19 protein-coding genes and 1 riboswitch are annotated in these 22,599 nt (G+C 70.1%); of the genes, 9 read left to right on the plus strand and 10 right to left on the minus strand.

Annotated features, from left to right (window positions below; genetic code table 11):
* Window positions 1–149: 149 nt before the first annotated feature.
* Entirely contained in the window at window positions 150–794 is a 645-nt protein-coding gene (locus ABS735_RS30435) for a TetR/AcrR family transcriptional regulator (RefSeq protein WP_373902480.1), read from the minus strand.
* 97 nt (window positions 795–891) lie between these two features.
* Between ABS735_RS30435 and ABS735_RS30440 the strand changes: the two genes are divergently transcribed.
* Both ABS735_RS30440 and nagB read left to right on the plus strand, forming a co-directional pair.
* Window positions 892–1,644: an SDR family oxidoreductase gene (locus ABS735_RS30440; protein ID WP_373902481.1), complete on the plus strand. Its 753-nt coding sequence runs from the start codon at window positions 892–894 to the stop codon at window positions 1,642–1,644.
* A 133-nt stretch (window positions 1,645–1,777) separates the two neighbouring features.
* Window positions 1,778–2,563 (plus strand): glucosamine-6-phosphate deaminase, encoded by a 786-nt coding sequence (gene nagB / locus ABS735_RS30445; protein ID WP_373902482.1) that lies wholly within the window; start codon window positions 1,778–1,780, stop codon window positions 2,561–2,563.
* Between the two features lie 281 nt (window positions 2,564–2,844).
* Here the strand turns inward: nagB and ABS735_RS30450 are convergent, their stop codons facing one another.
* The 4 genes from ABS735_RS30450 to ABS735_RS30465 all read right to left on the minus strand — a co-directional run bounded on the left by ABS735_RS30450 (window position 2,845) and on the right by ABS735_RS30465 (window position 7,649).
* A complete protein-coding gene (locus tag ABS735_RS30450; protein ID WP_373902483.1) occupies window positions 2,845–4,335 on the minus strand; it encodes a glycoside hydrolase family 3 protein in 1,491 nt (496 codons plus the stop codon).
* Between the two features lie 8 nt (window positions 4,336–4,343).
* The gene (locus ABS735_RS30455) at window positions 4,344–5,219 is read right to left on the minus strand and encodes a carbohydrate ABC transporter permease (protein WP_373902484.1); all 876 of its coding nucleotides are present in this window, start codon (window positions 5,217–5,219) and stop codon (window positions 4,344–4,346) included.
* Complete coding sequence (locus ABS735_RS30460; protein WP_373902485.1) at window positions 5,216–6,208, minus strand: carbohydrate ABC transporter permease; 993 nt, start codon at window positions 6,206–6,208, stop codon at window positions 5,216–5,218. Before ABS735_RS30460 ends, ABS735_RS30455 begins: the two co-directional genes overlap by 4 nt.
* A 139-nt stretch (window positions 6,209–6,347) precedes the next feature.
* A complete protein-coding gene (locus tag ABS735_RS30465) occupies window positions 6,348–7,649 on the minus strand; it encodes a sugar ABC transporter substrate-binding protein (protein WP_373902486.1) in 1,302 nt (433 codons plus the stop codon).
* A gap of 454 nt (window positions 7,650–8,103) precedes the next feature.
* Between ABS735_RS30465 and ABS735_RS30470 the strand changes: the two genes are divergently transcribed.
* From ABS735_RS30470 to ABS735_RS30500, 7 genes are all read left to right on the plus strand, one after another.
* Window positions 8,104–8,868 carry a GntR family transcriptional regulator gene (locus ABS735_RS30470; protein WP_003973740.1) on the plus strand — a complete coding sequence of 255 codons (765 nt, stop codon included), beginning with the start codon at window positions 8,104–8,106 and terminating at the stop codon, window positions 8,866–8,868.
* A gap of 145 nt (window positions 8,869–9,013) precedes the next feature.
* Window positions 9,014–9,313 carry a DUF3311 domain-containing protein gene (locus tag ABS735_RS30475; protein ID WP_373902488.1) on the plus strand — a complete coding sequence of 100 codons (300 nt, stop codon included), beginning with the start codon at window positions 9,014–9,016 and terminating at the stop codon, window positions 9,311–9,313.
* Window positions 9,310–10,920 carry a monocarboxylate uptake permease MctP gene (gene mctP / locus ABS735_RS30480; protein WP_373902489.1) on the plus strand — a complete coding sequence of 537 codons (1,611 nt, stop codon included), beginning with the start codon at window positions 9,310–9,312 and terminating at the stop codon, window positions 10,918–10,920. The genes ABS735_RS30475 and mctP overlap by 4 nt, the downstream gene beginning before the upstream one ends.
* Before the next feature lie 85 nt (window positions 10,921–11,005).
* The gene (locus ABS735_RS30485) at window positions 11,006–11,512 is read left to right on the plus strand and encodes a GNAT family N-acetyltransferase (protein WP_373902490.1); all 507 of its coding nucleotides are present in this window, start codon (window positions 11,006–11,008) and stop codon (window positions 11,510–11,512) included.
* A 65-nt stretch (window positions 11,513–11,577) separates the two neighbouring features.
* A riboswitch (cobalamin riboswitch) is annotated at window positions 11,578–11,721 on the plus strand.
* Between the two features lie 124 nt (window positions 11,722–11,845).
* Window positions 11,846–14,221: a ribonucleoside-diphosphate reductase subunit alpha gene (locus tag ABS735_RS30490; protein ID WP_373902491.1), complete on the plus strand. Its 2,376-nt coding sequence runs from the start codon at window positions 11,846–11,848 to the stop codon at window positions 14,219–14,221.
* Window positions 14,221–15,243, plus strand: a complete 1,023-nt coding sequence (locus ABS735_RS30495) for a ribonucleotide-diphosphate reductase subunit beta (protein WP_373902492.1) — start codon at window positions 14,221–14,223, stop codon at window positions 15,241–15,243. The genes ABS735_RS30490 and ABS735_RS30495 overlap by 1 nt, the downstream gene beginning before the upstream one ends.
* A 250-nt stretch (window positions 15,244–15,493) precedes the next feature.
* Complete coding sequence (locus ABS735_RS30500) at window positions 15,494–16,462, plus strand: GlxA family transcriptional regulator (RefSeq protein ID WP_373902493.1); 969 nt, start codon at window positions 15,494–15,496, stop codon at window positions 16,460–16,462.
* 15 nt (window positions 16,463–16,477) lie between these two features.
* Here ABS735_RS30500 and ABS735_RS30505 read toward each other — a convergent pair whose 3' ends face one another.
* The 5 genes from ABS735_RS30505 to ABS735_RS30525 all read right to left on the minus strand — a co-directional run bounded on the left by ABS735_RS30505 (window position 16,478) and on the right by ABS735_RS30525 (window position 22,263).
* On the minus strand, window positions 16,478–17,854 hold the full coding sequence (locus tag ABS735_RS30505) for a bifunctional albaflavenone monooxygenase/terpene synthase (protein ID WP_373902494.1): 1,377 nt from the start codon (window positions 17,852–17,854) through the stop codon (window positions 16,478–16,480).
* Complete coding sequence (gene cyc1, locus ABS735_RS30510; protein WP_373902495.1) at window positions 17,851–18,936, minus strand: epi-isozizaene synthase; 1,086 nt, start codon at window positions 18,934–18,936, stop codon at window positions 17,851–17,853. Before cyc1 ends, ABS735_RS30505 begins: the two co-directional genes overlap by 4 nt.
* Window positions 18,937–19,196: 260 nt before the next feature.
* Window positions 19,197–19,847, minus strand: coding sequence for a peptide deformylase (gene def / locus ABS735_RS30515; RefSeq protein WP_373902496.1), 651 nt, complete (start codon window positions 19,845–19,847; stop codon window positions 19,197–19,199).
* Between the two features lie 101 nt (window positions 19,848–19,948).
* Window positions 19,949–20,929, minus strand: a complete 981-nt coding sequence (locus ABS735_RS30520; protein ID WP_373902497.1) for a tetratricopeptide repeat protein — start codon at window positions 20,927–20,929, stop codon at window positions 19,949–19,951.
* Between the two features lie 113 nt (window positions 20,930–21,042).
* The gene (locus tag ABS735_RS30525) at window positions 21,043–22,263 is read right to left on the minus strand and encodes an HD-GYP domain-containing protein (protein ID WP_373902769.1); all 1,221 of its coding nucleotides are present in this window, start codon (window positions 22,261–22,263) and stop codon (window positions 21,043–21,045) included.
* Between the last annotated feature and the right edge of the window lie 336 nt (window positions 22,264–22,599).

Below are 22,599 nucleotides of genomic sequence, written 5' to 3' on the forward strand. Positions count from 1 at the left end.
CACCTTGCGTGAGCGACACGGTCAGTGACCCAGCGACCATTGTGGACTAGACCACTTACCGTGTCCATGCGGTGGACGTTGTTTGTTGTTGGTGACTTGTGCCGACTGCACCCCCGTCCGGCAGCCGCCAGAAGCCTAACCCCGTTGGCTCAACCTCGGGGCCAGACCGCCAGGGCAATTTCCGCGAGCGCCTCCAGTTCCGCCCGGCTCGCGCCGTCGCGCGCCTGCTGGGACATGCCCTGGATCATCGCGCCGGTGTACCGGGCGAGGGCGGCGGCATCGGTGTCCGGCGGCAGTACACCCCGGTCCACGTCGGCCTCGATCCTGCTCTCGATCGCGGCGATGTTGGCGTTGCGCCGCTCCCGCAGGGACTCCTCCACCTCGGCGGTCGAACAGTTGGCGGCCGCGTGGATGACCAGACAGCCGTGCGGCCGGCCCGGGGCCGTGTACTCGGCGGCGGCCTCGCGCAGCATCCTCTCTATGCCCGCACGCGCGGTCGGCTCCTCGGCGAGGGCCCGGTCGCCGAACGAGCCGTACCGCACGCCGTACTCCTGGACGACCTCCTCGAAGAGCGAGCGCTTGTCCCCGAAGGCGGCGTAGAGGCTCGGCGCGCCGATGTCCATGACCCGCGTCAGGTCGGAGACGGACGTGGCCTCGTACCCGTGCTCCCAGAACGCCAGCAGCGCCGCCTCCAGCGCGGTCGCACGGTCGAAGGAGCGCGGGCGGCCGCGGGTCCTGGCCGCACCGCTCCGGGCAGGCGCTCCGGACCGTTCCGTCTTCTCACCGTTCACCATGGAGTGCATTTTATAGCGGCCACTAGATAAAGGACGCCAGACTCCTGTACGGTCATTTCTGTAACGACCACTAGTGAAAGCGAAGGGGGGCGCCGAGATGGGCGCGCTTGCCGGCAGGACGGCACTGGTCACAGGGGCGAGCAGGGGCATCGGGCGGGGCATCGCGGAGCGGCTGGGCCGTGACGGCGCCCGGGTCGCGGTGCACTACGGGAGGAACGAGGGGGCGGCGAAGGACACGGTCGCCGCGATCGAGGCGGCGGGCGGATCGGCGTTCACGATCGGGGCCGACCTGAGCGCCCCCGGTGCCGCCGAGGCCCTGTGGGAGGAGTTCGACAGACACGCCGACGGTCTGGACGTCCTGGTGAACAACGCGGGGATCGGCAGCACGCGCCCCATCGGGGAGATAGGGGAGGCGGAGTACGACGCGGTCTTCACGGTCAATGTGAAGGCGCCGTTCTTCATCCTCAAGCACGGCATGGGGCGGCTGCGCGACGGCGGCCGGGTCATCAACATCTCGTCGGGCCTGGCCCGCACCGCGGTGATGCCGGACAACATGGCGTACGCGATGACGAAGGGCGCCCTGGACGTGTTCTCGCGCGACCTCTCCAAGGTGCTGGGCGCCCGCGGGATCACGGTGAACTCGGTGGCGCCAGGCATCATCGACACGGACAACACGGCCGCGATGCTGCACGGGAGTCCGGACGGCTGGGCGCAGGCGGCGGCCTTCTCGGCCCTGGGCGGAGTGGGGGCGCCGGCCGAGGTGGCCGACGTGGTCGCGTTCCTCGCCTCGCACGGAGGCCGGTGGGTCACGGGAAGCTGGGTGGACGCCACGGGAGGATCACTGACCTGACACCACCGCCGAACGCCGCCACCCGCATGCCCGTTTCAGCGAGACCGCTGGGCCCCGCTCTGTTAGATTGGTCTAAACCACATAGCCAGTCCCGGGCCCCGGGTGAGTCCTCTCTTCGAAACGGCAGGCCAGCGTGGAAGTTGTCATCGTTCCCGATGCCAAGGCGGGCGGCGAACTCATAGCCGAAGCCATGGCGCAGCTGCTCCGGCGCAAGCCCGACGCCCTGCTCGGGGTGGCCACCGGCTCGACGCCGCTGCCCGTGTACGAGGCGCTGGCGGCCAAGGTGCGCTCGGGTGCCGTGGACACCGCGCGGGCCCGGATCGCCCAGCTCGACGAGTACGTGGGGCTGCCCGCGGAGCACCCGGAGTCGTACCGCTCGGTGCTGCGGCGCGAGGTGCTCGAACCGCTGGACATCGACATGGACGCGTTCATGGGCCCGGACGGGACGGCCACGGACGTGCAGGGCGCGTGCGAGGCCTACGACCGGGCGCTGAGCGGGGCCGGCGGGGTCGACCTCCAGCTGCTGGGCATCGGCACCGACGGTCACATCGGCTTCAACGAGCCGTGCTCCTCGCTCGCCTCCCGGACGCGGATCAAGACCCTGACCGAGCAGACCCGCGTCGACAACGCTCGCTTCTTCGACGGCGACATCGAGCAGGTGCCGCACCACGTGATCACGCAGGGCATCGGCACCATCCTGGAGGCGCGGCACGTGGTGCTGCTCGCCACCGGCGAGGGCAAGGCCGACGCGGTCGCCGCCAGCGTCGAGGGCCCGGTCGCGGCGCTGTGCCCTGCCTCCGCGCTGCAGCTGCATCCGCACGCCACGGTCGTCGTCGACGAGGCCGCCGCGTCCAAGCTGAAGCTCGCCGACTACTTCCGGCACACCTACGCCCACAAGCCGGACTGGCAGGGCATCTGACCCGTCCCGTCCCGGGCCCACCGGGCCGGACACCCACGCGCGAGAGGCGCCGGATCCCGTCACAGGGCCCCGGCGCCTTTGCCGTGCCCACACCCGCCGCACCCGCACCCGCACCCGTACCCGCGGCAATGGTCTGCCTCGCCCAGATCCCGAGCCCCCCGCCCGTCGGCACCCCGGCGAACTCCACCCTCGCCGAAGCCCGCGCGCGGCCACACACGGCGAAGGCGCCGGTCCCCCTCCGGGACCGGCGCCTTCGGCGTGGCGACACAGTGCACTGCTCGTCAGACGCCCGCGATGGCCTCCGCAGCCGCTCGGCCGCAGACGCGGGCAGCACCGTGGGTGGCCACGTGGAGGGCGCCGCGGGGCTGGGCGCGCGGGACGCCCATCTCGACGACGATCGTGTCGGGCCTGGCCGCCAGCAGGACGTCCAGGGCCGCCGCCATCCACGGGTGGCGGTGCTCGTCGCGGACGACGGCGACGACACGGCGGGAGCCCGCCGCGGCCAGCGCCTCGCTTCCGGCGTCGGCGCCGTTGAAGCTGCCGGTCTCGGTGCCCGGGAGCAGGCGGAGGAGCTCGGCCGCGACGCCCCAGGGCGTCTCGTCGCCGACCGCGATGTTCGCCACGGGCGTGAGCGCGGCGACGTACGGCGGCTCGGTGAGCGGGGTGAAGTCCCCGGCGACGGTGACGCGCAGAGCGCGACGGGCCGCGCGCAGGCCGACGTCCCCGTCGATGGTCTCCTCGGCGGCGCCGCCCGGCCGGTTCGCCGCGGTCCAGCGGGCCAGTGCCCTGACCCGTTCCGCCGCGTCGGCCAGGCGCTCCTCGGGCAGTTCACCGGCGCGTACGGCCTCGACCAGCGCGTCGCTCAGCCGCCGTACGGTGCCCTCGTCGGACAGGCCGCCGCCCACGCAGATCGCGTCGGCACCGGCCGCGATGGCCATGACGGTGCCGCGTTCGATGCCGTAGGTGCCGGCGATGGCCTTCATCTCGATGCCGTCGGTGACGACGAGCCCGTCGTAGCCCAGTTCGCCCCGGAGCAGATCGGTCAGGATGCGGCGGGACAACGTTGCCGGACGGTCCGGATCCAGGGCCGGGACCAGGATGTGGGCGCTCATCACCGCGCGGGTGCCGGCCGCGACGGCCGCGCGGAACGGGACGAGGTCGCGCTCGGCCAGCACGTCGGCGTCCACGTCGATGCGCGGCATGGCGTGGTGGGAGTCGATGCCCGTGTCGCCGTGGCCCGGGAAGTGCTTGGTGCAGGTGGCCACGCCCGCGGACTGCATGCCGGTGACGTAGGCCGCGGTGTGCCGGGCGACCAGGTCGGTGTCGGCGCCGAAGGCGCGTACGCCGATGACCGGGTTGTCCGGGTTGGAGTTCACGTCGGCGGACGGGGCCCAGTTGAAGTCGACGCCCGCGGCGGCGAGCCGACGGCCCAGTTCCGCGGCCACCGCCCGGGTGAGCCCGACGTCGTCCACCGCGCCGAGGGCGTGGTTGCCGGGGAAGGAGGATCCGGTGCGCACCTCCAGGCGGGTGACGTCACCGCCCTCCTCGTCGATCGCGACGAGCACGTCCTCGCGCTCGGCGCGCAGCTGCGCGGTCAGGGCCGCCACCTGCTCGGGCGAGGTGACGTTGCGCCCGAACAGGGCGACGGACGCCAGCCCTTCGCCGAGTCGGCGCAGCAGCCAGTCGGGTGCGGTGGTGCCGGCGAAGCCGGGCTGGAGGACGGTGAGCGCGTCGCGCGTGAGGGTGTCGGTGGCCCTGGCGAGGGTCGTCATCGGTGGCGCTATCCCTTCACGGCGCCGGAGGTGAGGCCGGCGGCCATCTTCTTCTGAACGATCATGAAGAAGGCCACGACGGGTATCGCGATCATCGTCGAGGCGGCCATCAGGGCGCCGTAGTCGGTGCCGTGCGAGGTGGTGAAATTCATGAGCCAGACGTTGAGCGTGTACTTGTCGTTGTCCTGCAGCACGATGTAGGCGAGCAGGTATTCGTTCCACGCGTTGATCAGCGAGAAGATCGACGCGGCGGCGAGGCCGGGGGCGAGCAGCGGGAACACCACGCGCCAGAAGGCACCCATCCGGGAGCAGCCGTCCACCATCGCGGCCTCCTCCAGCTCCAGCGGGATGTTCACGACGAACCCGCGGATCATCCAGGTGGCGAACGGCAGCGTGGTGACGAGGTAGATGACGATGACGCCCCAGTACTCGTTGATCGCCCCCAGGTCGTTCAGCTGGATGTAGAGGGGGATCAGCATGGCCGTGGGCGGCAGCAGCTGCACCACGAGCAGCACGATCATGAAGACCTTGCGGCCGGCGAACCGGAACCGGCCGATCGCGAAGGCCGCGATCGTGGACAGCACCATCGCGCCGAGGACGGCGGTCACACAGATGATGAGACTGGACTGGATGGCGGTGCCGAAGTTCGGCGCGTCGATCGCCCGGCGGAAGTTGTCGAAGGTGATGGAGTTCGGCCAGAGCTTCTGGTCGTAGGAGCGGATCTCGATGTTGGGGCGCAGAGCGCTCACCACGAGCCAGTAGACCGGGAAGGCCATCACCACGAAGGTGACGAGACCTACGAGGTTGTAGAAGTGCCGGCTGCGCTTCTTGCGGTCGGGCCGGTAGTCGGGCGCCGTGGCGCCCGGGGCTGTCGTGTCGCTCACTCGACCTCTCCGATCTTGAGCAGCTGGCGCAGGTAGTAGACGGCGACGCCGGAGAGGAGCAGCACAGTGATCAGGGCGATGGCGGCGCCCTGGCTGAAGCTGTTCGACTCGAAGGCCTTCTCGTACGAGTAGAGGCCGAGCAGGTTGTACTCCTCCTCCGGCTTGTTGCCGCGCATCAGGAAGACCTGTCCGAAGACATTGAAGTCCCAGATCACCGAGAGTGTGGCCACCATCTGGAAGACGGGCTTGATCACCGGCCAGGTCACGTAGCGGAACACGCCGATGCGGCCGGCACCGTCCAGCTCCGCGGCCTCCTCCAGCTCACTGGGCACCTGGGTGAAGGCGGCGTACAGGGTGACGGCGACGAACGGCACGGCCCCCCACACCACCACGGCACCGATCATGACGAAGCCCTGCTTCGGATCGAGCCACCAGTTGTGGCCCTGGAAGTCGAGGCCCAGGTACTCGGTGAGCACCATGTTGGCGACGCCGTAGTCGGAGTCGGCGAACCAGCGGAAGATCGAGGTGGCGACCAGCAGGGGCAGCGACCAGGCCGCGATCAGGGCGCCGGTCAGCAGCAGTCGCACCGCCTTCGTCATGCGCTGCATGGAGTGCGCGAGGAAGAGGCCGATGGCCAGTGTGGTGACGACGCACACCACCATGAACAGCACGGTGCGCCACACGACGTCGTAGAACTCGCTGTCGCCGAGGATGTTGGCGAACTGGTCGAAGCCGACCCAGTCGGCGGCCTGACCGGTCCACAGTTCGCGTCGGCCGACGTCCTGGAAGGACATGATCACGGTCTTGATCAGCGGCCAGACGAACACCGCGGCGAGGGCCACGACAGCCGGCGCGATCAGCAGATAGGGCAGCAACGGCCCGTTCGTCCACCGGCTCCGCCGGGGTGCGGACGGCGCCGGGCCGTCACCGTGAGGCGGCCGCGGGGCGGACACCTCCGGGCCGGCTGTCTTGATGTCGGCGGCACTCACTGTGCTGGCCTTCCGTTCGAAGGGTTCTGCATCGAGTCGGCGGCCAGCACGCCCCAAGCGGCCGGCCGCCCAACCGGCCTTGTCCGGCGGCGCGGCCGGACAAGGCACCGGAGGTCAACGAGGGTTCGAGCGGGGAGGCTCAGGAGGACTCGTTGATCAGGGAGTTGATCTCCTCGTCGGCCGCCTTGGTGGCGTCGGCGACCGACTTGCCCTTGAGGATGTCGAGGAGCATCGTCTCGAGCGTTTCCTTCTTCTCGATCGCGGACCAGCCCGGGGCGATCGGGGTGAACCAGGCGTCCGGGACCGCGTTGGCGATCGGCGCCGTCTCGGGCTTGGCCTTCAGCGGCTCGAGCTGCTTGGTGTTGTTCGGCAGGATGTTCTTCTCGGCCAGTGCGGCCTGGGACTTCTCGTTGGTGAACAACGAGATCCATTCCTGTCCCAGGTCCTGCTGGTCGGACTTCGAGACGGTCGCGAGGTCGGACCCGCCGATGAAGGAGGGCAGGGCCTTGCCGTCCGGGCCGGGCATGCCCGCCGTGGCGATCTTGTCCTTCAGCTTGGGGTTGCCGTTCGTCTTGGAGTCGACGACACTGCCGGCCTCCCAGCCGTTGCCGTAGAGAAGGGCGGCCTTCTCGTTGGCCATGACGTTGGCGTGGTCCTGCTCGTCCTTCGTCTGGTCACCGTGGTTGTACTTCTTGACCAGGTCGACGAAGTGCTGGATGCCCTTCTGCGCCTCCGGCGTGGACAGGGCGGCCTTCCACTCCTTGCTGCCCTCGTCGTAGGTGGCGATCTCGCCGCCGTAGGCGGCCACGTAGGACATGGCGGCGTACCAGTAGCGGCCCGGCAGGTACAGCGCGGAGAACGCGTTGTCCTTCTTGTACTTCGCCTGGACCTTGTCGAGCGCCTTGAGCAGGTCGGCCTCGGTCGTCGGCAGCTGGTCGGAGCCCGTGCCGGCCTTGAACATGTCCTTGTTGTAGATGGCGACGCGGGCACCCGCGTAGTACGGGACGCAGTAGAGCTTGCCCTCGTAGGAACAGGTGTCCTTGAGGCCCTCGATCCACGTGTCCGAGTTGTCGTACTTCTTGGCGTCGATCTCGCCGAGGGCGCCGTTGAGGATGTACGTCATGGTCTCGGTGTTGCCGAGCTCGACCACGTCGGGGAACGAGTCGCCGGACAGGGCGGCGTCGAGCTTCTTGGTCTTGTCGCCCCACTGCTGGTACTGGACGTTGACCTTGACGCCGGGGTACTTCTTGTTGAACTCGCTGTTCGCCTGCTTGACCAGCTCGGGCCAGCTACTCTGGGCGTCCACCATCAACCAGACGGTGAGCTCGCCCTTGCGGTCCTTCGGGTCCTGCTTGGACGCGTCGTCGTCCGAGCCTCCGCACGCCGCGATGCTTGCCATGATGCCCGCGATACCGATCGCGGCTATCAGCTTGCGCTTCACGCCACCCTCCTCAGGGATGCCACAAACCCCCCTGCCTCCCTGCGGTTCGAGCGTGAACGCGTACCGCTCCTGGGGCCGGGACCTGGACCAATGGTGTAGACCAGTACGGGGAGCTTGGCCCAGACCAATTGGACTGTCAAGGGTGTTCAAACTCAGTCCCCGCGTCCGTGATGGGACCGAGATATGCAGGGACCTTTCATTGCGCAAGCGGCAGATCGGACGGACCGGGACCGGGTGTACCACCTCCCACCGAATGACGTGCCGCAACGGCTCCGAACGCGCGTACCAGCGGCGTCCGACCACCCTGTGGACTAGACCAAGGGTGTTCCCACGGGTATACAGAAGGGATCACGGAGCGTGCGGGGGCCATCCCGGCACGAAGCCGTGCCACGATGTGAGCCGTGGCCGACAGGGATAGCGGTCGCTTCGGCACCCGGAGCCGGGAAGGCAGAGCATGAGCACCGACGTCAGCAGTGCGGAGAACGAGGGTGGGGCGACCGTCCGTACCGCGCGCGTGCCCAAGTACTACCGTCTGAAGAAGCATCTGCTCGACATGACCCGGACCCAGACGCCGGGCACGCCGGTCCCGCCCGAGCGCACCCTGGCCGCCGAGTTCGACACCTCGCGCACGACGGTGCGCCAGGCCCTGCAGGAGCTGGTCGTCGAGGGCCGCCTGGAGCGCATCCAGGGCAAGGGCACCTTCGTCGCCAAGCCCAAGGTGTCGCAGGCGCTGCAACTCACCTCGTACACCGAGGACATGCGGGCCCAGGGCCTCGAACCCACCTCGCAGCTGCTGGACATCGGCTACATCACCGCCGACGACCGGCTCGCCGGACTGCTGGACATCACGGCCGGCGGCCGGGTGCTGCGCATCGAACGGCTGCGCATGGCCAACGGTGAGCCGATGGCCATCGAGACCACCCACCTCAGCGCGAAGCGCTTCCCGGCCCTGCGCCGCTCCCTGGTGAAGTACACGTCCCTCTACACCGCGCTCGCCGAGGTGTACGACGTCCATCTCGCCGAGGCCGAGGAGACCATCGAGACCTCCCTGGCCACCCCGCGCGAGGCCGGTCTGCTCGGCACCGACGTGGGCCTGCCCATGCTGATGCTCTCCCGGCACTCGCAGGACCGCACCGGTCAGCCGGTGGAGTGGGTGCGGTCGGTGTACCGGGGCGACCGCTACAAGTTCGTGGCCCGCCTCAAGCGGCCCCAGGACTAGTGCATACCCGGCATACCTCCTCGCGCGCGGGCGCGAAGTTGCAGTTGAGGACCGATATACGGACGAGGTCTTCCGCTGTCTTGACACCGTCACCTACATTTCGTGCGCACTGCACGAGGTGATCAGCGAGGGGACGGAGCCGCGCATGTCAGAAGACACAGAAGTGAGCAGAGAGCCGGTGGTGACGCCGGTGCGCGTCGTCATCGGGCTCTGTCTTGTCGCACCGTTCGTCGCCATGCTGTGGGTCGGTTCGTACTCGAAGACGGACCCGGCCCTCATCGGCATCCCGTTCTTCTACTGGTACCAGATGGCCTGGGTGCTGATCTCCACACTGCTGACGGTGACCGCGTACAAGCTGTGGCAGTGGGACCAGCGCGGACGCGCCGCCCACTCCGCCGCCGTGGGCTCCGCCTCCTCCGCCCCGAAGGGCGGTGAGTCGCGATGAACGACGGCGTGAACGGCGTCGCACTCGCCGTCTTCATCTTCTTCTTCGTCCTCGTCACCGCCATGGGCTTCCTGGCCGCCCGCTGGCGCCGCGCCGAGAACGAGCACAGCCTCGACGAGTGGGGCCTCGGCGGCCGCTCGTTCGGCACCTGGGTCACCTGGTTCCTGCTGGGCGGCGACCTGTACACCGCGTACACCTTCGTGGCCGTCCCGGCGGCCATCTACGCGGCGGGCGCGTCCGGCTTCTTCGCGGTGCCGTACACGATCCTGGTCTACCCGCTGATCTTCACCTTCCTGCCCCGCCTGTGGTCGGTCTCGCACAAGCACGGATACGTGACGACCTCGGACTTCGTGCGCGGCCGGTTCGGCTCCAAGGGCCTGTCGCTGGCGGTGGCCGTCACCGGCATCCTGGCGACCATGCCGTACATCGCGCTGCAGCTGGTCGGCATCCAGGCCGTGCTCGACGTGATGGGCGTCGGCGGCGGCGAGGACACCAACTGGTTCGTCAAGGACCTGCCGCTGCTGATCGCCTTCGGTGTGCTGGCGGCGTACACCTATTCGTCGGGACTGCGCGCGCCCGCGCTGATCGCGTTCGTGAAGGACACGCTGATCTACATCGTCATCGCGGTGGCGATCATCTACATCCCGATCAAGCTGGGCGGCTTCGACGACATCTTCGCGTCGGCGAGCGACAAGTTCACCGAGACGGGAGCGGGCGGAGTGGTGCCGGCCGCGGGAGGGCAGTGGACGTACGCGACCCTCGCGCTCGGCTCGGCCCTCGCGCTCTTCATGTACCCGCACTCGATCACCGCCACGCTGTCCTCGCGCAGCCGTGAGGTGATCCGCCGCAACACCACGATCCTGCCGCTGTACTCGCTGATGCTGGGCCTGCTCGCGCTGCTGGGCTTCATGGCGATCGCGGCCGGGGTCAAGGTGGAGAACGGCCAGCTGGCGATCCCGCAGCTGTTCGAGAACATGTTCCCGGACTGGTTCGCGGGCGTGGCCTTCGCGGCGATCGGCATCGGCGCGCTGGTCCCGGCGGCGATCATGTCGATCGCGGCCGCGAACCTGTTCACCCGCAACATCTACAAGGACTTCATCAAGCCGGACGCCACGCCGCAGCAGGAGACCAAGGTCTCCAAGCTGGTGTCGCTCCTGGTGAAGGTGGGCGCGCTGATCTTCGTCCTGGGCATGGACAAGACCGTCGCGATCAACTTCCAGCTGCTGGGCGGCATCTGGATCCTGCAGACCTTCCCGGCCCTGGTCGGCGGCCTGTTCACCCGCTGGTTCCACCGCTGGGCGCTGCTCGGCGGCTGGGCGGTCGGCATGGTCTACGGCACGGTCGCCGCCTACGGGGTCGCCTCGCCGACGCAAGCGCACTTCGGCGGCTCCTCCGAGGAGATCCCCGGCATCGGCGAGATCGGCTACATCGGCCTCACCGCCTTCGTGCTGAACGTCCTGGTCACGGTGGTCCTCACCTTCGTCCTGAAGGCGGTCAAGGCGCCCGACGGCGTCGACGAGACCAAGCCGAGCGACTACACGGCGGACGCCGGCGACCCGGGTGTCCAGGTGGAACTGCCGCCGGCCACGGCGGGCAGCTCGCACTGATCCCTGGTTCGAGTTCCTGCTTCGAGACGGGCCGTCGGAGAAATCCGGCGGCCCGTTGTCGCACCCGTCGGGCACACTCGGCGCTATGGACTTCGTGATCCGGCGGGCGACGGCCGAGGGGTACGACACCCTCGGCGAGATCACCGCGCAGGCCTACCTGCGCGACGGCCTCCTCGACTTCGGGGAGAGCGACTCGTACCTGGACGAGCTGCGCGACGTGGCCAAGCGGGCGGCGGCCGCCGAGGTGCTGGTCGCCGCGGCGGACGGCCGGGTGCTCGGCGGCGTGACCTTCGTGCCGTCCGGCGGGCCCATGGCGGACATCGCGGGCCCCGGCGAGGCCGAGATACGCATGCTCGCCGTCGCCCGCGAGGCACGCGGCCGCGGGGCCGGCGAGGCCCTCGTACGGGCCTGCGTGGACCGCGCCCGGACCGTGCCGGGCTGCGTGGGCGTCGTGCTGTCGACCCAGGCCACCATGCGCACCGCCCACCGCCTCTACGAGCGCCTGGGCTTCGTCCGCACGCCCGACCGCGACTGGAACCCCCTGCCGGAGCTGGACGACATCATGCTGCTCACTTACGAACTGACGCTCTGACACCGGCGCGACACCCCATCGGGACACAACATCTGGGGGTGCTCGCGTCACCCGGCACAAGATGTATGCTCGTGCTCGCTGTCGCCGCAGGGGAATCCGGTGCGAATCCGGAACTGTCCCGCAACGGTGTACTTGCGTGTATCCGTACGTCTTCGCATGTGCGCGCACGCCTGTTCAGTCCGAGGACCTGCCGACAGCGCGCCCGGCCGTCCCGGCCCGGGTGCCATGACGTCCGGGCCTCGTGGAGTGGGCCGGTGGACGCGACGCCGCGTGCGCTCGTGTGCTGCCCCCTGCCCTCCGCCAGGCCCCGTGCCGAGCGAGGGAGTGCTCCACGTGACCATCGCGCCAGCCGATCCGGCTTCAGCGACCCCGGTGACGGCGACCGGGGAATCCGACGGACCCGGTGCCGCCCTGCTGCGGACCCTGACCGGGCTGACCGCCGACCTCACCGACGCCGATCCCGGCCGGGTGGCCGCCGCCGCACTGCGCGGCCGGTCCGCCCGCGCGGACGAGGCCGAGCTGCGCGAGCTGGCCACGGAGGCGGCCGCCGGTCTGATCTCCGAGGACCCGGTCTACTCCCGGCTGGCCGCCCGGCTGCTGAGCATCGGCATCCGCGCCGAGGCCGCCACCCAGGGCGTCGTCACCTTCACCGACTCCGTCGCCACCGGCCACCGCGAGGGCCTGATCGCCGACCGCACCGCCGCGTTCGTACGGCTGCACGCGGACCGCCTTGACGCGCTGATCGATCCGGCCGCCGACGACCGCTTCGGCTACTTCGGTCTGCGCACCCTGTACAGCCGCTACCTGCTCCGCCATCCGATCACCCGCAAGGCCGTCGAGACGCCCCAGCACTTCATGCTGCGGGTCGCCGCCGGACTCGCCGAGGACGACACCGTCCGCGCGGTGGACGAAGTGGCCGCCCTCTACGGCCTGATGAGCCGCCTCGACTACCTCCCCTCCTCCCCCACCCTCTTCAACTCCGGCACCCGGCACGCCCAGATGTCGTCCTGCTACCTCCTGGACTCCCCCAAGGACGAGCTGGACTCCCTCTACGACCGCCTCCACCAGGTCGCCCGCCTCTCCAAGCACGCCGGCGGCATCGGCATCGCCTACTCCCGCGTCCGCGCCCGCGGTTCGCTGATCCGCGGCACCAACGGGCACTCCAACGGCATCGTCCCGTTCCTGAAGACGCTGGACGCCTCGGTGGCCGCCGTGAACCAGGGCGGCCGGCGCAAGGGCGCGGCGGCGGTCTACCTGGAGACCTGGCACGCGGACGTCGAGGAGTTCCTGGAGCTGCGGGACAACACCGGTGAGGACGCCCGCCGTACGCACAACCTGAACCTCGCGCACTGGATCCCGGACGAGTTCATGCGCCGGGTGGACACCGACGGGACCTGGTCGCTGTTCTCCCCCGCCGACGTGCCGGAGCTGACCGACCTGTGGGGCGAGGAGTTCGACGCCGCCTACCGCAGGGCGGAGGAGGCGGGGCTCGCCCGCAAGACGCTGCCCGCCCGCGAGCTGTACGGCCGCATGATGCGCACCCTCGCGCAGACCGGCAACGGCTGGATGACCTTCAAGGACACCGCCAACCGGACCGCGAACCAGACCGCGGTCCCCGGCCACGTCGTCCACTCCTCCAACCTCTGCACGGAGATCCTCGAGGTCACCGACGACGGGGAGACGGCGGTCTGCAACCTGGGCTCGGTCAACCTCGGCGCCTTCGCCGACCCCGCGAGGGGCGACATGGACTGGGAACGCCTGGACGCCACCGTCCGCACCGCCGTCACCTTCCTCGACCGGGTCGTCGACATCAACTTCTACCCGACCGAGCAGGCGGGCCGCTCCAACGCCCGCTGGCGCCCGGTCGGCCTCGGCGCGATGGGCCTGCAGGACGTCTTCTTCCAGCTGCGCCTGCCCTTCGACTCCCCCGAGGCGAAGGCCCTGTCCACCCGCATCGCCGAGCGGATCATGCTCGCCGCGTACGAGACCTCCGCCGACCTCGCCGAGCGCAACGGCCCCGCGCCGGCCTGGGAGAAGACCCGCACGGCCCGGGGCGTGCTGCACCCGGACCACTACGGCGTCGAGCCCGTCTGGCCGGAGCGCTGGGCCGCGCTGCGCGAGCGCATGGCCACGACCGGGCTGCGCAATTCCCTGCTCCTGGCCATCGCTCCGACCGCGACCATCGCCTCCATCGCCGGTGTCTACGAGTGCATCGAGCCGCAGGTGTCCAACCTCTTCAAGCGCGAGACGCTGTCGGGTGAGTTCCTCCAGGTCAACTCCTACCTGGTGGACGACCTCAAGCGGCTCGGCGTGTGGGACGCACGCACCCGCGAGGCGCTGCGCGAGGCCAACGGCTCGGTGCAGGGCTTCACCTGGATCCCCGAGGACGTGCGCGCGCTGTACCGGACCGCCTGGGAGATCCCGCAGCGCGGCCTGATCGACATGGCCGCCGCCCGCACCCCGTACCTCGACCAGGCCCAGTCGCTGAACCTGTTCCTGGAGACGCCGACCATCGGCAAGCTCTCCTCGATGTACGCGTACGCCTGGAAGCAGGGCCTGAAGACCACGTACTACCTGCGCTCGCGCCCGGCGACCCGGATCGCCCGCGCCGCGGCCCGAGCCGCCACCGTCCCCGTGCAGGCCACCCCGGACCCCGAAGCGGTCGCCTGCTCCCTGGAAAACCCCGAGTCCTGCGAGGCCTGCCAGTAATGACCACCGAGACCCCTGCCACGAAGAACCTGCTCGACCCGGGCTTCGAGCTGACCCTGCGCCCCATGCGCTACCCGGACTTCTACGAGCGCTACCGGGACGCCATCAAGAACACCTGGCACGTGGAGGAGGTCGACCTCCACTCGGACGTCGCCGACCTCGCGAAGCTCAGCCCCATGGAGCAGCATCTGATCGGCCGGCTGGTGGCCTTCTTCGCCACCGGTGACTCGATCGTCGCGAACAACCTGGTGCTGACCCTCTACAAGCACATCAACTCCCCCGAGGCGCGGCTGTACCTGTCCCGCCAGCTCTTCGAGGAGGCCGTCCACGTCCAGTTCTATCTGACGCTGCTTGACACCTACCTGCCCGACCCGGAGGACCGCGCCGCCGCCTTCGCGGCCGTGGAGAACATCCCGTCCATCCGGGAGAAGGCCGGGTTCTGCTTCAAGTGGATGGACTCGGTGGAGTCGATCGACCGGCTGGAGACCAAGGCCGACCGGCGCCGTTTCCTGCTCAACCTCATCTGCTTCGCCGCGTGCATCGAGGGCCTGTTCTTCTACGGCGCCTTCGCCTACGTCTACTGGTTCCGCAGCCGGGGTCTGCTGCACGGTCTGGCCACCGGCACCAACTGGGTGTTCCGGGACGAGACCATGCACATGTCCTTCGCGTTCGACGTCGTCGACACCGTGCGCAAGGAGGAGCCGGAGCTGTTCGACGACGCGCTCGGGGAGCAGGTCACCGACATGCTGCGGGAGGCCGTCGAGGCCGAGCTGCAGTTCGCGCGCGACCTGTGCGGTGACGGCCTCCCGGGCATGAACACCGACTCGATGCGGCAGTACCTGGAGTGCGTGGCCGACCAGCGTCTGACGCGTCTCGGCTTCGCTCCGGTGTACGGCTCCGAGAACCCCTTCTCCTTCATGGAGCTGCAGGGCGTTCAGGAGTTGACCAACTTCTTCGAGCGGCGCCCCTCGGCGTACCAGGTGGCGGTGGAGGGCACCGTCGACCTGTCCGAGGACTTCTGAGTCTCCTTCCCCTGGCCCCTGTCCTCCTGGGCCTCCCTGATCTGACGGTCGATGCGCCTCTCGCGCACGATGCCGATCACCGAGGGGAGGACCATGAGGACGAGGAGTCCGAAGGTCGCGAGCATTCCGACAAGGCCTTCTATCTGGTTTCCGGTCATGACACCACTGTCGCGCCGGATACTCCTTACCGGGAGTGGCAGGACTGCCGTAAGACCTCGATTTCCTGCCACTTCCGAGGCACACTGGCGGCATGTTGCGCAACGTGGCCGCCGTCCTGCTGGACGGCGCGCATCCCTTCGAACTGGGCGTGATCTGCGAGGTCTTCGGTATCGACCGGAGCGACGAGGGCCTGCCGCGGTACGACTTCGCGGTGGTCTCCGCGGAGGGCCCCGAGCTGACCACCCACGTCGGTGGACTGACCGTCTCCACGCCGTACGGTCTCGAGCGGCTGGACGAGGCCGACCTGATCGCGGTGCCGGCGGGCAGTGATTTCGTCCGCCGGGAGTATCCGCCCGGGCTGCTGGAGGCCCTGCGCAGGGCGACGGACCGGGGCACCCGCGTGCTGAGCGTGTGCTCCGGCGTCTTCGTGCTGGGCGCCGCCGGCCTGCTGGACGGGCGGCGGTGCGCGGTGCACTGGCACCACGCGGCCGAGCTGGCCCGGCAGTACCCGCGGGCCGAGGTCGCGCCGGACGTGCTCTACGTCGACGAGGACCCGGTGATCACCTCGGCCGGGACCGCCGCCGGCATCGACGCCTGCCTGCACATCGTGCGCAAGGAGCAGGGGCCGGAGGTCGCCAACCGGATCGCCCGGCGCATGGTGGTGCCGCCGCACCGGGACGGCGGGCAGGCGCAGTACATCGAACGGCCACTGCCGCGCTCCTCCTGCGACACCGTCGGCGAGGTGCTGGCCTGGATGGAACAGCACCTCGACGAGGAGGTCACCGTCGAGCAGCTCGCGGCCAGGGCGCACATGTCCCCGCGCACCTTCGCCCGCCGCTTCCAGCAGGAGACGGGGACGACCCCCTACCGCTGGATCCTGCGCCAGCGCGTACTGCTGGCCCAGCGGCTGCTGGAGGCGACGGACGAGACGATGGACGCGATCGCCTGGCGCGCCGGTTTCGGTACGGCGGCGGCCCTGAGGCACCAGTTCACCAGGGCCCTGGGCACCACCCCGCACGCCTACCGGCGCACCTTCCGGGGCCCTGAGGCCGCCGCCTGATCCGCTACGGTCGCGTCACCGCGCCACGGGCCTGACCAGCAGGTCGTGCGGACGCAGCGTGATGCCGACGCGAACGGCGTCGTTGGAGCCCGCCACCTGCTCGAAGCGGTACTTGGTGGCGAGCGCGGCCGTGATCAGCGCGAGCTGTGCCATCGAGAAGTGGTCACTGGGGCACTTCCGCTTGCCCGCACTGAACGGCTTCATGGCGTATTTCGGCACATTCTTCGCGCGTTCCGGGAGCCATCGGTCCGGGTCGAACTCCAGGTTGTCGTCGTACGACTTCGGATCGCGTTGGATTGCGTACGGACTGTAGATGATGTCCGCACCGGCCGGAATGCGATAGCCACCGAGTTCCGACTCGGCCACCGCGCGCCGCGTCAATACCCATACGGCCGGACGCAAACGCATGGCCTCCACGATGACATTGCCGGTGTGCGTGAGCCTGCGGACGTCCTCGAATGCCACGGGGCGTCCGCCGGTGACCGCTTCGACTTCATCGCGTATGCGGTCGGCATGTTCCGGATGGTCGGCAAGTGCCTGGAGCAACCACATGATCGTGGACGCGATGGTTTCACTGCCGGGGGTGAGTATCGCGACCACCTGGTCGTGGATCTCCTGTTCCCCGATCGGGTCGCCATTGTCGTCCTTCGCCTCCAGCAATGCCGTGAGCAAATCGTCCGGCTTTTGACCGGATGCGCGGCGCTCGGCGATGATCTCGTCGACCAGCAGATGCAGATCGGCCAACGCGTCGTTGAATCGGCGGTTGGCCGGAAGCGGCAGCCGGTACAGCGGTCCGAGCGGGACCACCATGCGCCGGTACATGCCCCGGAAGACGGTGGCGAGCGCGACGCACAGCCGCTCGGCCCGCTCGTCCATGTACTGCCCGCGCAGCAGGCAGCGGGCCGCGACGCGCACGGCGACCCGGAAGGACTCGGAGGTGGCGTCGACGGTCCGCCCGGGCTGCCAGCGCTCGGCGAGCGCGTGCGCCTCCTCCTCCATGATCGGCCCGTAGGCGGGGATGGCGTCGAGCCGGAACGCCGGCTGGATGGTGCGGCGCTGGCGGCGGTGGAGCGGGCCGTTGGCGGTCGCCACGCCCTCCTTGCCGAGCAGCCCCTCCAGCGACTCCCACAGCGGGCCGGCTATGTGGTAGTCGGGGCTCAGGGCGAGGGCGCCGGTCAGCTCCGGGTTCGTGACCGCGTAGACGGTCTTGGGGCCGAGCTTGATGCGCACGATGTCGCCGTGGTCGCGCAGCTGGGACATGAAGGCCAGCGGGTCGCGGGCCAGCCGCCAGCCGTGGCCGAGCAGCGGTACGCCGCCGCCCGCGACGGGCGGTTCGCGCAGCTCGGGTGCCCCCGGTGCGCGGGTTTCGGGGTTGACGGACTCGACGGTCATTTCTCACCTGCCGCTTCGTTGTTGACGTACGGGGGCGTGGACCGGTCGTCCCAGCTGTCGACCATGTACCGGCCGGACTCGTGGTGGAACCAGTAGACGGAACTGAACCAGTTCCGCATATTGCCGACGTTGGCCCGTACGGCGCCGCTCAGTTCCTTTCCGCGTACGGTTCCGTCGGCGAGTTCGTCGGCGAACCGTAAGGCGTCCTGCTCCACGGCGAGGAATTCGATGATGCATTCCTCGACACGCCGCCGGACTTCTCCGATGGTTTCTTCCAGCGTGAGTGAATGATGGGTGATGAGACTGATGCCGAGATTGTGGACCTCGTCTCCCGCTATTTCCTTCGGCAGCGAGCAGAGGTCGTTGTACCAGGCGGCGAATTCCTGGCTCAGCAGCGCCGCCCGGCGATATGCCGGGTGTTTCCGGACGGCGTCGGGGAGTTCGCAGCCCGAACTCGGCTCCAGCAGGTCGGTCCAGATCCAGTGCGCGAAGGTGAGCCGGCGCAGTTCGAGGTAGTCCTCGACGCCGGGCACGATTCCGTGCGTGCGGTTGTGGAATTCCCGGTCGTACGCCTCGATCACCGTGTGGAAGTGCCGGGCGAACCGGGCGTTCCAGGTGGCCGGCAGGAAGGCGTAGAGCCGCCGCACACTGTCGGCGAACCCGGCCACCAGCGTGTCCTCGTGGTGCAGGTGGTCCCCGGGTGAGTCGAGTGCCGTGTGCAGCCGGTCGCGCAGCCGCCGCCAGGCGCCGGGACGGCCGTGGACGATGTCACGGTCGTGCCGGTCGTCCCAGACGAAGAACCAGGCGCTGTAGTCCGCTATCGCCTGCATGACCTCGTCGGGGGCGCCCAGGTAGTACCCCGCCATGAGGTCCGTGTAGCACAGACCGTCGGCATATTCCTCGACCTTGTCCGCCGGCATGAGCCGCTTTTCGAGCAGCCAGGCCCGGGTGGTCTCCTGGAGCTTCGGCCAATACGGGTGCAGTTGCCGGGGAAATTCCGCCTCGATCACCGGAAGACGGAGCGATGGTGGTACTGCGATCGCGGTCGGTGTCGCTGTGGTGCCGTGTGGGAAAGCATGCACGAACAAACCCCTCTCAGCCGCCGGTGGCGCACCCCTCTCGCTGAGCGGGGCGTGCGCCGTTGCGTATCCCCGCACTTCCCATTCAGCACCACAACTGACCGCCCTGGGAACGGATTTGCTTCATTCACTACCCCCCGGTGCCGGAATTCTCCTGTTGTGTGGCGGCTTCCCACCGAGGAACACAGACGAACGGCGCCCGCTCGGGGGAAGACCCGAACAGGCGCCGTGCGCAAGACAGATGCGGGGCGGGTGGGGCGACGTCAGTCGTTCGCGACCACCGGGTAGCGCGGCTCGTTCTCGGCCATCTGCCGCAGCGCGTCCTTGCGTTCGCGCTTGGAGAGCCGGTCGATGTACAGGTACCCGTACAGGTGGTCCGTCTCGTGCTGCAAACACCGTGCGAAGTACCCGGTGCCGCGCACCTTGACGGGGTTGCCCTTCTCGTCCTGCCCGGTCACCTCGGCGTAGTCGGGCCGGGCTAGCGGCGCGTAGGCGGTCGGCACGGACAGGCAGCCCTCGTTGCTGTCGTCCAGGCGGCGGCGGTCGGCGGGCAGCTCGACGAGCTTGGGGTTGCAGACCACGCCGACGTGGCGGACGCCCTCGTCGTCGGGGCAGTCGTAGACGAAGACCTTCCTGGAGACGCCGATCTGGTTGGCGGCCAGGCCCACGCCCTCGGCGGTGCGCTGGCTGGCGAACATGTCGGCCACCAGCTGCTGGAACTCCTCGCCGAAGTCGGTGACGTCCTCGCACTCCTTGTGCAGCACCGGGTTGCCGACCACCGTGATCGGACGTGAGGTGCCGCGCCCGCGCCAGTCGGCCTCACGCTCCTCGCAGTCCTCGGTGTCGACGACGAACCCCTCGTCGTCCACGGGGAGCACGCCCGGGTGCTGCTGATCGGTGTCCTGCTGGGCCATGACCGACGTATGCCTTCCTCGTACAACCAAGGGTGATGCTGATGGTGACTGCTGCTGGAGTGTCCTGACAGAGACTGTCCTGACAAAGACTACGGGGCCGCTCAGCAGACCTCTTCCAGGTCCCGCCAGTCCCGGGAGTCAGGACTGTCCGCGACCCACCCGTCCAGCAACCCCTTCACCAGCCCGGCCGGCGCGGCCACCCCGCACTCCCGCTCCGGCACCCACAGCTGCCCGTCGGTGCGGTGCCCCAGGGGCCCGGGGTGTCCGGGTTCGCTGTGGTCGTGCGGGTCGAGGTGCTCGCCCTCGCCCTCGTCGGACGGCATGCGGGACTCCGAGCACATCCGGCACAGCAGCCGGACGGAGGAGGACCAGTCCTCGGCGGCGAACCCGGCGTCGGCGGCGAGCTGCTCCAGGGCGTCCCGGTCGGCCTCGGTGGCGGCCTCCAGGAGGACGACCCAGGTGGGCACGGGCGAGGGCGCCCACAGCTCGATCTCGTCGAAGACGGGGTACGAGTGCCCGGCCGAGGTCGTCCGTTCCCCGTGCGGCACGCCGTCGTGCAGGACGACCTCGCCCCAGCGCCGCCCGGAGGACGGCAGCGGGATGGACAGCACCTCGACGCGGGCGGGGTCGAGCCGCCGCCCCCACACCACCTCGGCCTCGCCCTCCGGGGAGAGCCGTACGGCCGCGCTGCCGAGATCCATGCCGAGCGGCTCACCCGCGTCCGTGGCGTTCCCCGGGGTGCGCAGGCCGTAGGCCTGCCAGGCGCGGCGGGCCAGCGGCCAGTCCTGCAGGGCGGTGGCGGCGATGCCGACGTTCCACCAGTCGGGGGCGCCGGTGTCCCGGTCGAGCAGGGCGACGGCCCTGAGGCCGGCCGCCCTCGCCTGCTCCCAGTCGTGCCGGAACTTGTGCAGCAGCGCCAGGTTGAACCAGGACTCCGACAGCCAGGGCTCCAGGTCCGCCGCCCGCGTCAGCAGCGCGCCCGCGTCGTCGTAGCGACCGTCGCCGATCAGCGTGAACGCGCGGTCGGTGGCCTGCCGCCAGGAGGCGGAGGGCCGGTGCCGTGCCTTGCCGAAGATCCTCACGATTCCCGCCTGCCAGTTCCGTTCTGTGGGCTGGCTGTGCCTTTCGCGCCCCCGGACACCCTCTTCCGGGCATCAAACCACGTACGGCTGCGGAGGCGCTCATTACCCATGGGTTACCCAGCCGCGGGCTCGGTAAGGCTGCCCCGGGAAAGTACCCGGGCCAGTGCTTCCACCACTTCGGGAGCGTAGTCACCGGCGGTGGCCAGGCGCAGCTCCTCCAGTGCCGTCAGAACGCCGCCCGGGCCCGCGTCCCGCGCCTTCTCCTCGTAGGCGTTCACGACCCGCACGATCCGGGCGGCGACCGGCTGCTCCCGGCAGGGGTCGGCCTGCCGCTCGACGACCACCGCGACCGCCGCGTCGACGCCGGTCTGGCGGACCACCGCCCCGCCGAGCAGCGCGATCCGCCGCTGCTCGGCGGCGGGCAGGTCCGCGGTGGCGCCCGCCGGGACCGGGTCGACCAGGCTCAGCTGGCCGATGTCGTGCATGAGGGCCGCGTACTCCAGCACGGTCAGCTCGGCCCCGGACAGCCCCAGGTCCCGCCCGACGGCCACACCGAGTCCGGCGACGCGGCGGGCGTGCCCGGCCGGGGTGTACCCGGCGATCTCGGTGGCGCGGGCCAGGGAGGCGATGGTCTGCCGGTAGGTGGCCCGGACGGCCGCGTACCGGCGGTAGGAGAGCTGGGCGAGCAGCAGGGGCACGGAGAAGACGGGGAGCGCCCACAGTCCCGCGACGCTCACCGCGAGCGCCATCACCGCGCCGGTCGCGCACACCGCCGACGTGATCCCGACCATGCCGCGCAGTTCTTCCCGCAGCAGCGGCCCGAAGGGCCAGCCGGTGCGCGCGTGCGCGGGCGCCGCGGCGAGCACGGCGTCGCACAGCGTGGTCAGGGCGAGCAGCGCGAGCAGCAGCAGCGCGTAGGCGGGGCCGCTCCAGTCGTCGAAGACACCCTGGTTGGACAGCGGCCGGAAGCACACGGCGGCGAAGCCGACGGTGAGCACGCGCCGCGCCAGGTGGTCGAGGACGGGACCGCTGCCGCGGGCGACGTAGGGCACGCTGCCGAGCAGCGAGGCGGCGAGCACGACGGTGACGGTCTGCGCGACGCCGTGGTGCGCGGGCTGCCCGGCCACGTCTGCGAGCAGCGCGTACGCCAGCGCGCCCGCGGCCCCGAGCGGAGCGGCCTCCCGGGCCTCGGCATCGGTCCGCCGGGTCAGCTCACCGAGGGCGACGAGACCCCCGAAGGCGAGCGCCACGGGCCGCTGCACGGGCCCCGACCCCAGCACGGAGGCGAGACACCCGAGCGCGAGGATCCCGGCACAACCGGGTACGAGGAACAGGGCCGCCGGGGCCGGGAACGGAGAGCGTCGCTTGCCTCCGGTCCCCGGAGACGGGGCCGGGCGCTCCCGCCCGTGCGGGGGCGGGGAGGGAGACGGAACTCGCGGCCGGAAGGGCCTCACGGTCTGCCCCCACCCGCGCGACCACCGCGCGCTGCACCGCACCCCACCGCCCGGAGCCGCCGCCCCGCGCACCCCGTACCCACGCGCACGGCGTCCACCACCACGGCCACCGCACCCGGCCGCACCCGGCGACACCTCGGACGGCATGCCTGGCCCAGACGCCAGGCATGCCCCGCGCCACGGACACGGCCCAGACGGCAGCCACGACCCGACCCA

The organism is Streptomyces sp. MMCC 100 (assembly GCF_041538145.2).
Lineage (GTDB): Bacteria > Actinomycetota > Actinomycetes > Streptomycetales > Streptomycetaceae > Streptomyces.

Excerpts from the sequence above, each read along its gene's own strand:
- ABS735_RS30435 (WP_373902480.1), bottom strand. The coding sequence starts at position 794 with ATGGTGAACGGTGAGAAGACGGAACGGTCCGGAGCGCCTGCCCGGAGC.
- ABS735_RS30440 (WP_373902481.1), top strand. The coding sequence starts at position 892 with ATGGGCGCGCTTGCCGGCAGGACGGCACTGGTCACAGGGGCGAGCAGG.
- ABS735_RS30450 (WP_373902483.1), bottom strand. The coding sequence starts at position 4,335 with ATGACGACCCTCGCCAGGGCCACCGACACCCTCACGCGCGACGCGCTC.
- ABS735_RS30470 (WP_003973740.1), top strand. The coding sequence starts at position 8,104 with ATGAGCACCGACGTCAGCAGTGCGGAGAACGAGGGTGGGGCGACCGTC.
- ABS735_RS30475 (WP_373902488.1), top strand. The coding sequence starts at position 9,014 with ATGTCAGAAGACACAGAAGTGAGCAGAGAGCCGGTGGTGACGCCGGTG.
- mctP (WP_373902489.1), top strand. The coding sequence starts at position 9,310 with ATGAACGACGGCGTGAACGGCGTCGCACTCGCCGTCTTCATCTTCTTC.
- ABS735_RS30485 (WP_373902490.1), top strand. The coding sequence starts at position 11,006 with ATGGACTTCGTGATCCGGCGGGCGACGGCCGAGGGGTACGACACCCTC.
- ABS735_RS30495 (WP_373902492.1), top strand. The coding sequence starts at position 14,221 with ATGACCACCGAGACCCCTGCCACGAAGAACCTGCTCGACCCGGGCTTC.
- ABS735_RS30500 (WP_373902493.1), top strand. The coding sequence starts at position 15,494 with ATGTTGCGCAACGTGGCCGCCGTCCTGCTGGACGGCGCGCATCCCTTC.
- ABS735_RS30505 (WP_373902494.1), bottom strand. The coding sequence starts at position 17,854 with ATGACCGTCGAGTCCGTCAACCCCGAAACCCGCGCACCGGGGGCACCC.
- def (WP_373902496.1), bottom strand. The coding sequence starts at position 19,847 with ATGGCCCAGCAGGACACCGATCAGCAGCACCCGGGCGTGCTCCCCGTG.